The 8,459-nt window shown below is 57.7% G+C and carries 8 protein-coding genes; 4 read left to right on the top strand and 4 right to left on the bottom strand.

What is annotated here, in order from left to right; all coding sequences use genetic code 11:
- Positions 1–100: 100 nt before the first annotated feature.
- Together WNE31_RS15710 and WNE31_RS15705 are read left to right on the top strand one after the other, a co-directional pair.
- Positions 101–619: a hypothetical protein gene (locus WNE31_RS15710; protein WP_349980899.1), complete on the top strand. Its 519-nt coding sequence runs from the start codon at positions 101–103 to the stop codon at positions 617–619.
- Positions 620–2,002: 1,383 nt separating this feature from the next.
- A complete protein-coding gene (locus WNE31_RS15705) occupies positions 2,003–2,302 on the top strand; it encodes a cation transporting ATPase C-terminal domain-containing protein (RefSeq protein WP_349980898.1) in 300 nt (99 codons plus the stop codon).
- 123 nt (positions 2,303–2,425) lie between these two features.
- Here WNE31_RS15705 and WNE31_RS15700 read toward each other — a convergent pair whose 3' ends face one another.
- The 4 genes from WNE31_RS15700 to ectA form a co-directional block, all read right to left on the bottom strand.
- Positions 2,426–3,862, bottom strand: a complete 1,437-nt coding sequence (locus WNE31_RS15700; protein WP_349980897.1) for an aspartate kinase — start codon at positions 3,860–3,862, stop codon at positions 2,426–2,428.
- A gap of 34 nt (positions 3,863–3,896) precedes the next feature.
- The gene (locus WNE31_RS15695; protein ID WP_349980896.1) at positions 3,897–4,289 is read right to left on the bottom strand and encodes an ectoine synthase; all 393 of its coding nucleotides are present in this window, start codon (positions 4,287–4,289) and stop codon (positions 3,897–3,899) included.
- Positions 4,290–4,294: 5 nt separating this feature from the next.
- On the bottom strand, positions 4,295–5,587 hold the full coding sequence (gene ectB / locus WNE31_RS15690) for a diaminobutyrate--2-oxoglutarate transaminase (RefSeq protein WP_349980895.1): 1,293 nt from the start codon (positions 5,585–5,587) through the stop codon (positions 4,295–4,297).
- A gap of 63 nt (positions 5,588–5,650) precedes the next feature.
- Complete coding sequence (ectA, locus tag WNE31_RS15685) at positions 5,651–6,181, bottom strand: diaminobutyrate acetyltransferase (RefSeq protein ID WP_349980894.1); 531 nt, start codon at positions 6,179–6,181, stop codon at positions 5,651–5,653.
- 223 nt (positions 6,182–6,404) lie between these two features.
- Here ectA and WNE31_RS15680 point away from each other — a divergent pair, with 223 nt between their 5' ends.
- Positions 6,405–6,881: a MarR family winged helix-turn-helix transcriptional regulator gene (locus WNE31_RS15680; protein ID WP_349980893.1), complete on the top strand. Its 477-nt coding sequence runs from the start codon at positions 6,405–6,407 to the stop codon at positions 6,879–6,881.
- A 145-nt stretch (positions 6,882–7,026) separates the two neighbouring features.
- Entirely contained in the window at positions 7,027–8,454 is a 1,428-nt protein-coding gene (locus WNE31_RS15675; protein WP_349980892.1) for a circularly permuted type 2 ATP-grasp protein, read from the top strand.
- Positions 8,455–8,459 lie beyond the last annotated feature (5 nt).

Below are 8,459 nucleotides of genomic sequence, written 5' to 3'. Positions count from 1 at the left end.
GTGACAATCTCTTCCGGCTTGTGTCGTTTGATTCCCATGTTTGATCCTCCGTTTCCCAACTATAGGGGCGGACCACTTCAGTGGGGGAGGATCAGGGTCATTGCCGCCTGCAGAACGGGTTGTGGCCAAAGCGCTATTGGGCTGTACGTTTGGCCCCTGTGGATCTGTTGAACAGCCCTTTGGCGCCAACGTGAACTCAGATACGTTGTCTATTGGTATGTTGGGTGTCTATGGATACCGTAACTGGTTCGGAACTTTGGGGGCGACACACACATGGTCCTATAGCGACAGCGTAGATAGTTCCGTGACATCTACTACCGTAGGGTTGCGTGTCGGGCAGCGTTTCGAGTTCGGACCGGGCCATCAGTTCAGCCCTTATGTTGGTGTGACGTATCTGGATCTAAAAAACGTCGTGGACGGCGTTGCCAGGCTTCGGAATTTGTTCGGGGACGGGGATGATCTGGCTGTTCGCTATTCCGGGGTATTCGAAAACAAGAACAAATATTCCGGCATCATCGGGTTTAACGTTGGTTTGAAAAGCGGCTGGAACCTTTCTGCCGAGGTCAACTTCAACGAAACGGACAGGCGCGGGCTGGTGGGGGTCACAAAACGGTTCTAGCAGTGTCGACTGAACCGCCGCCCCGGTTTTTTCTGGATGCGCCTGTTCCAAGGCATCGAGAACGAACTGGGACTGCGGATATCTTGCCGCCCTCCAGCCGACATGCAGCCTAAGAAATTGTCGATAACGAAGATGAGCCGCCCTGCGGCGGCGCAGTGCATTGGCCGAAACAACCAGTTTCCAAAGGGTCGATCTGGGGCGACGTCGTTACGCCCCGGTCATTGCCAAGGAAGTAATGCTGAGGGCGTATGAAATCCCATCGAACGGCAGGATTGGCCCGCCTTCGCGATGGCCAATGGCGGCAACGCGTTGTCCACATCCGCTCACGCGAAGCTCTGCATTTGTCTCTATCGGCTCGGAGCAGCAATGCGGTCGCGCAGCAAGAACACCCTTCGGGTGGGATATTGAACGTCGCTTCCAACAACAACACCATTAAATCTCGCAGTCGCGGAGACTGAACGGTTCCCGTCCGAAGGGAAAGACCATTTTTTCTCAGACTTTGTTAAGTGGAGGTGCTCAACCGTACAATTTTTCAGTGTAGGCCAAATCCTGCACCCGCAACCAATAAAACAAGGCTCCAAAGTGCTTATATGCGCTCGAGGCCTTTTTGTTTGTGTCCGATAGGTGTCCGAATAGGCTGTGGTCTTCGTGCGATCCTCGGTCTGCCCAACTCTACCCGGTACACCTTTTTTGCTAGCTCTCGGCCATCGAACTCGCGTGACTCCCTCAAATCTAGCCACGAGAAGTTTTGACTGTCTGTCGTCAGACGTTTTATGTTGAATGGCCGGGTTCTCCTAGACGCCTGGCGCCCAAGTAAATCGCAGCGAACTTCCGCTTTCCGTCCTGACGCACGGAGATTTCAGAGTTGTTTCGAGTGAGTTTGGGACGCCAAAAGGTTTCTAAGGAAAATCGCTCGGCCCGGTCCGCCTCGACTGTCTCGAATGGTACACATCAAGGTCATGGATGCGCTCGAATTGGGTCAAGGCCGGCGCCTTACCGCGCAGGACCCTCTCCCGGTCCAGTGTGAACTGACGTTCTAAAAACGTCGATCCGGCTCTGAATGCTGCCGGTGCCTTCGGGAAAAAACGGGCAGACCTCCCGAAAAGAAATCCATGCATTGATCATTGAACTGATACGCCCTCCCAAGCTTGCTCGCGGCCCACGCTCGCAGGCCGCCAAACTCATCATAGTGTGGGCGACCCTGGGTTGGGCGCAGATACATCGGGGGTTAATGTTTAGGGTTTTGGCCTAAGGCACGCCAGCTGTGTAAAGTTGCGGGCTTGATATTCAACAGGGCGGCGGCGTCGGTGGACAACAAGGGCGGAACAAACGGCCAATTGGCGGGTTCTGCGAAGAGCTTGGCGGACGGATTATCGTTCATATTTGCCTCGGTTTTGCCAAAATGGGCAGCGTCGGGCTCTGACCGCGAATCTTGCAGGGTTTTTTGCAAACCTGTTCGCGTTTCTCCTTGTTGGGGGTGGACCTCCTATAACGCTGGCGACGCTGATGATCCTGAAGATCAACCTGGTTCTTGAGGGCTGGCCCGCATTTTCCCTCGGGGTAGATCTGGCAGAACAGGACGTCATGAAAATGCCACCGCGTGGGCGCGGTGAGCCTCTCTTCGTAGGCGGCCAAGAGGCCAACAGACTGAAATGCGTGTCAACCTGTGTCGGGCGGTCCTGAAAAATAGGCCGCCCCGATCTTGTCATGTTGGCCGTGTCGGCCAAGAGAGAAAATTCCGGCATTAGAGGTGTTCAGAGATTTGTGGCCGCGGCTCGGAAGTCTCTACGCCCGGCCACACTCACCTCACGCTGCCTTGTCCAAGGCTTCCATCTCAGTTGGTGTGCCTACGAGGGTGCGGTGCAGGACATTGATCGCCTCGTCCGCGTCACTGCGGGCCACTGCAAACTGGATGTCCACATTACGCGGGGTCTGCTGGGCGGCAATCACCGGAATTCCGGCCTCTTCAAGGCCCACAAGCCCGCGGCTGAAGGCGCGCAGCCCCGACAGGTCGCGGCCGATAGCAGCGACAATGGCCATGCTGCGCACACTGATATCTGCCGACGGGTATTGTTGCTCAAGATCCGTGACCACCCTGCGCACGGCCTTGAGAGGGGCCTCGACATAGTGGGTGATGGTATTTGCATTCGAGGATTTCGACACGATCCGCACGTTGTGGCGCCGCAGTGCCTCGAGCACGTTGGCGTCATACCCTTTGACGCCCACCATATCCTGTTCGAACAGTTCAAGTGCCACGACGTTCAGGCCGGTGATGATTTCGACCGCCGGTGCTTCTGTCGGGGTGTCGTCGATCAGGGTGCCGGGGTCTCCGGGGTCGAACGCATTGGTGACGCGCAGCGGAATGTCGGCCTGCCGCAGCGTTTTGGCCGCGTTGGGGTGAATCGCCTCCATGCCCATGTTCGACAACTGGTCGGCCACATCGTAATTCGTATGGCCCAGCTTGCGCACCACGTTACCAACCAGTCCGGGATCGGCCGAGGACAGGTGGAATTCCTTGTGAATGATCGCCTCGCTGGCGCCGGTATGGGCCGCGATGGCCGAAAAGGTGACCTCGGAATAACCCCGGTCATATTCCCGCATTAATCCTTCGCTGCACTGGGCATAACCCGTAACAATCGGCAGTTCGCACGACAGGTCCACGCCTTCAAGCGCCCCCGCGATGCGTTGGTCAAGCGTGCATTCGGTTTCGTCGCGCCAGCCTGATAGGTCGACAAAACGGGCATTCAAACCCTTGCGCTGCAACAAGAGGCTGGTGACAAAAGCTGAATGCGCCTCGCCCAGCCCCGACAACAGTTCGCGGACTATCTGCATATGTGCGGACAGCCGGAAGTGGCCATAGGAACACAGGCGGCGCAGGTCGAATAGCACGCTGCGTGCGCCTTCGATGCGGTCGCGCACGAAATCCTCAGCCAGAGATCGGTCGGCGCTTTCAGACAGAACCGCGTTATGGGCCTCGGTCATCGCATCCGCAACGTGGGTCAGGGCCCCCAGCCACGAGTGGTCATTGTCATCATTGGAAAATAGAGCATAGACTCCCGGCGCACCGGTTTTTTTGTGTTCCAGCAGTTTGTTGGTGATGCCACCAAAGGCTGAGACTACGAAGATCCGGTGATAGGGATCGTCCGCGGTCCCTTTGCTGACGAACAGCGTCTCGCTCAGTTCATCAAGGCGGCTCATCGAAGTGCCGCCGATTTTTTCAACAGTATGGTTTGGGTAAGCCATGAAGGTGCTCCCCGGGGAGTGCCCCGGGCCTCGTTTATTGGGAAGGTATTGCGTAAGAGCCGTCGGCCTGGTGCACCTCGGTCCCGGTGACGGGTGGGTTGAAAACACAGGCCATGACAAGCTCCTCTTCGGCGCGCAGGACGTGGCGGTCATGTTCATTCAGCGCATACATGACCCCTGGTGTGATCTGGTGGGTCTCACCGGTGGCCAGATCTGTGATCGATCCCTTGCCCTGCATGCAATAGACGCTTTCAAAGTGGTTTTTGTATTCGAACGTGTGTTCAGATCCCGCTTCGAGAAAGGTGATGTGGAAGGAAAACCCCATTCCGTCATCGGCCAGAAGCATCCGCACTGATGTCCATTGCGCGTCCGAGACCACGCGGTCTTTTTCGTCTTTCAGGATCTTGTTGAAGTCTCTGACAATCATCTGTGTTACTCCGCAGCCAGCGTGGTTGGTTTCGAGAGCACGTCGTGCGCGGCCTCGATCAGAATGTCGAACCCTTTATGGAAGGTCTCTTCCGACGTGGTCAGCGGCGCGAGCACCTTGACCACCTGGTCCTCGTTGCCCGAGGTTTCGATGATCAGACCCTTTTCAAACGCGCGGGCACAAATCTGGCCAGCCAGATCGCCCGAGCCGACATCGACCCCCTGCATCAGCCCGCGCCCTTTGATTTCGCCATCGGGCACCATCGCGGCCAGTTCGGCCAGCCGCAGGTGGACCAACGCCTCTTTCTCGGCCAGTTCGGTCTGAAAGCTGTCATCGGACCAGAACTTTTCAATCGCGACCTTCGCTGTAACAAAGGCATGGGTGTTGCCACGGAATGTACCGTTGTGTTCTGCCGGGCCAAACACGTCATATTGCGGACGGACAAGCATCATGGCCATTGGCAGACCATATCCCGAAACGGACTTGGCCATGGTCACGATATCCGGTGCGATGCCCATCTCTTCGAAGGAAAAGAATGTGCCGGTCCGGCCACAGCCCGCCTGGATGTCATCGACGATCAACAATGCGCCGTGGTCCTTGGCCAGTTTTGCCACGCGTTGCAGCCACGCCGCGCTGGCTGCGTTCAGCCCGCCTTCGCCCTGCACCGTTTCCAGCAGGATCGCCGCAGGAGCATCTACGCCACTGGATCCGTCGGCCAGCATGGCCTCGAGATAGTCGGCGGTATCTGCGCCGCCCGGCAGATAGCTATCATAAGGCATGCGGGTCACGCCACTGAGCGGCGTGCCGGCACCGCCACGATGATAGCCGTTGCCCGTTGCGGCCAGCGCGCCCATCGTGACGCCATGGAATCCGTTGGTGAAGGCGATGATATTGGTACGTCCTGTCACCTTGCGGGCCAGCTTCATCGCGGCCTCGACTGCGTTTGCCCCCGTGGGTCCCGTGAACATCACCTTGTGGTCCATGGCGCGGGGTCCAAGGATGTGACGCTCGAATGTTTTCAGGAATTCGGCCTTGGTGTCGGTGTGCAGGTCCAGCCCGTGGGCCAGTCCGTCATTGGTAATGTGATCGACCAGTGCGGCCTTCATGTCGGGATCGTTGTGGCCGTAGTTCAGCGAAGAACAGCCGGCAAGAAAGTCGATATAGCTGCGCCCTTCGGCATTGGTCATTTCCGATCCTTGGGCGCTGGTGAAGACCGTGTCAAAGCCTCGGCAATAGCTGCGGGCCTTGGATTCACGGCGTTTGAAAACAGAAATTTCGGCTGACGTATCAGTCGGCATAACAAGTCCTTTTGGGATTGGGGGGAAAAGAAGAGGCGGACGCCACATTTTGCCAGACGACCTTCAGGCCGCCTTCTGCATCTGCTCTTCAAGCGGGATGGTCACAAGGTGCTCGGTCCGGTGGCGTTCACGGAAGTGAAGCGACTGCGTGTAGTAGGCCTGGGACTCGAGCTTGGCGTCCATCGTATTGGCGAATTTGCGGAACAACGCCCACGATGCATCGTTGTCGGCCGTGATCGTGGTTTGCAAGCGCTGCACATCTGCGCAGGCTTTGCGTCCCAAAAGCGCGGTCAGCATAAGGGAGCCCAGTCCGGTGCCGCGCGCCTTTTCTGACACGGCCACCTGCCAGACAAACAGGGTCTCAGGGTCGTGCGGCAGCACATAGGCCGACACCCAACCCGCGATCTCTCTGTCGATCTCTGCGACCACGCAAGTGTCGCGGAAATGGTCGCACTGGATCAGATTGCAATACATCGAGTTCTCATCAAGCGGTTTGCAGTTGCGCACCAGCTCCCAGATGTCCGCGCCGTCCTCGGCGACCGGCTCGCGCAGGGCGGGCGTGGCTTTGCGGAAAAACTCTAACGCATGTTTCATGGGTGCTGCTCCCTTTGATTGCTTCGCTTATCTAAGTATATGGCTCTACATCTACTTTCAAGATCAAAGTAAATAATTGTGAGTGAGGTGAGTTTTTGCGTGTTTTTCGTTTAAGGTGGCGCTGAATTTCGTATTTCTTCAAGGCTTTTATTTTAGAAGGTCTAAGTAAGGTTGTTTGGGTGCGTGGATTGATTTCCGGTTCGGATTCTGGGAAAACGGTGCCATGACACGTGTAGACGACAGTTTGATTGCCCTGCGCCGGATCCTGCGCGCGACTGAGCTTTTTGGTCGCGAACTGGCGCAATCGGTTGGATTGACCGCGCCGCAATTGCGCGCCTTGCAAATCGTGGCCGAAAGGGCCCCGTGCACCGCGACCGCCATTTCCCAACAGATGCGCATCACGCAGGCCACGGTGACCTCTCTGGTCGACAAGCTGGTCCGGGCTGGCATGGTCGTGCGCGAGAGGTCCGAAGTGGATCGGCGCCAGACAAACATCATGATCACCGACAAGGGGCGTCAGGCGATTGTCGAGTCCCCCGATCCCTTGCAGCAAAGGTTTGTCCGCAAATTTTCCGATATGGAGGATTGGGAGCAGGCCGGCCTGATCGCGGCGCTCGAGCGGGTCGCGGCCATGTTGGACGCCGAAGATATCGACGCCGCGCCAGTGCTGGATACGGGTGAAATCCGCAAGGCGACCTGAGCTGTGCGCAAGGGCGCTTATCTGTGCGGGTGTTTTTTTGGCAATGTGCCTGCATTTTGGGCGGTTTCGGTTGTGCAGGTCGATGCGGGGCCTGTTCCCGCTGTAGGGCGCTTGTTCTTGGTGTCGGCAAGTGGACTCTGGCTCTATGACCACGGACCCTCCCTTTGACGAAATGCTGACCGGACCGGATACGGTGCGCGATCCTTATGCGGCCTATCACGACTGGTTCAGAGAAGACGACCTGAAGCGGCTTTTGCGCAAATCCCGCGACGCCGAAGCGTTTTTCAGGCGGATTGGCATCACTTTTAACGTATATGGGCAGGAGGATGCGGATGAGCGCTTGATCCCCTTCGATATCGTGCCACGGATCATCTCGGGGAGGGAATGGGCGCGGCTCGAGCGCGGCATTGAACAGCGTGTGCGGGCGATCAATGCCTTTCTGCACGACATCTATCACCGTCAGGAAATCCTGCGCGCGGGTCGGATCCCGCGTGAAATCATTGCCGGAAACGAAAGCTTTACCCCTGAAATGATCGGGGCCGATCCGCCCGGCGGGGTGTATACCCACATTTGCGGCGTTGATCTGGTTCGGACAGGGCCGGATGAATTTTTCGTGCTCGAGGACAATGTCCGCACGCCGTCGGGTGTCTCCTACATGCTCGAAAACCGCGAAACCATGCTGCAAATGTTTCCGGAACTGTTCACGCGGATGAAAGTGCGCCCTGTGTCCAGTTATCCGCAACTGCTGCGCCGGTCGCTGTCGGATTGTGCCCCCGCCGAGTCGCCGAACGTCAAGCCCGTGATCGCTGTGCTGACGCCGGGCATTCACAATTCGGCCTATTTCGAACATGCCTTTCTGGCCGATCAGATGGGCGCCGAACTGGTGGAAAGCCATGATCTGAGGATCGAGGACGGGCGCGTCGCGATGCGCACGACCCAAGGGTATCAGCCGATTGACGTGCTTTATCGGCGCGTGGACGATGCCTATCTCGACCCGCTGACCTTCAATCCAGAAAGCCTGTTGGGTGTGCCGGGCATCATGGATGTCTATCATGCAGGCAATATTACGCTGGCCAATGCGCCGGGTACGGGGATTGCTGATGACAAGGCGCTCTATTCCTACATGCCTGATATCATAGAGTTCTACACAGGCGAGCAGGCGATCCTGAAAAACGTGCCGACATGGCGCTGTTCTGAGGCGGATTCGTTGGCTTATGTGCTTGAACACCTTGATGAACTGGTGGTGAAAGAAGTGCACGGGTCGGGCGGGTATGGCATGCTTGTGGGCCCCGCGGCCAGCAAACGCGAACTGGCCGCCTTTGAGAAAAAGCTGCGCGCGCGCCCCGCGAACTATATCGCGCAGCCGACGCTGGCGCTGTCGACCGTGCCGATCCTGACCAAGGCTGGCCTTGCGCCGCGCCATGTAGACCTGCGCCCCTTTGTTCTGGTGTCTCCGAACCGCATCGACATCACACCCGGCGGGCTGACGCGCGTGGCGCTGAAAAAGGGGTCGCTGGTGGTGAACTCGTCCCAAGGGGGCGGCACCAAGGACACCTGGGTGTTGGGGGACTAGAAGAT

The organism is Shimia fortis (assembly GCF_040225985.1).
Lineage (GTDB): Bacteria > Pseudomonadota > Alphaproteobacteria > Rhodobacterales > Rhodobacteraceae > Shimia.
The sequence above is the reverse complement of the archived record's forward strand: the minus strand, read 5'-3'. Positions and strand labels throughout refer to the sequence as shown.

Bases quoted from the DNA above. Each gene is read 5' to 3' on its own strand.
- WNE31_RS15675 (WP_349980892.1), top strand. From the start codon at position 7,027: ATGACCACGGACCCTCCCTTTGACGAAATGCTGACCGGACCGGATACG.
- ectA (WP_349980894.1), bottom strand. From the start codon at position 6,181: ATGAAACATGCGTTAGAGTTTTTCCGCAAAGCCACGCCCGCCCTGCGC.
- ectB (WP_349980895.1), bottom strand. From the start codon at position 5,587: ATGCCGACTGATACGTCAGCCGAAATTTCTGTTTTCAAACGCCGTGAA.
- WNE31_RS15680 (WP_349980893.1), top strand. From the start codon at position 6,405: ATGACACGTGTAGACGACAGTTTGATTGCCCTGCGCCGGATCCTGCGC.
- WNE31_RS15700 (WP_349980897.1), bottom strand. From the start codon at position 3,862: ATGGCTTACCCAAACCATACTGTTGAAAAAATCGGCGGCACTTCGATG.
- WNE31_RS15695 (WP_349980896.1), bottom strand. From the start codon at position 4,289: ATGATTGTCAGAGACTTCAACAAGATCCTGAAAGACGAAAAAGACCGC.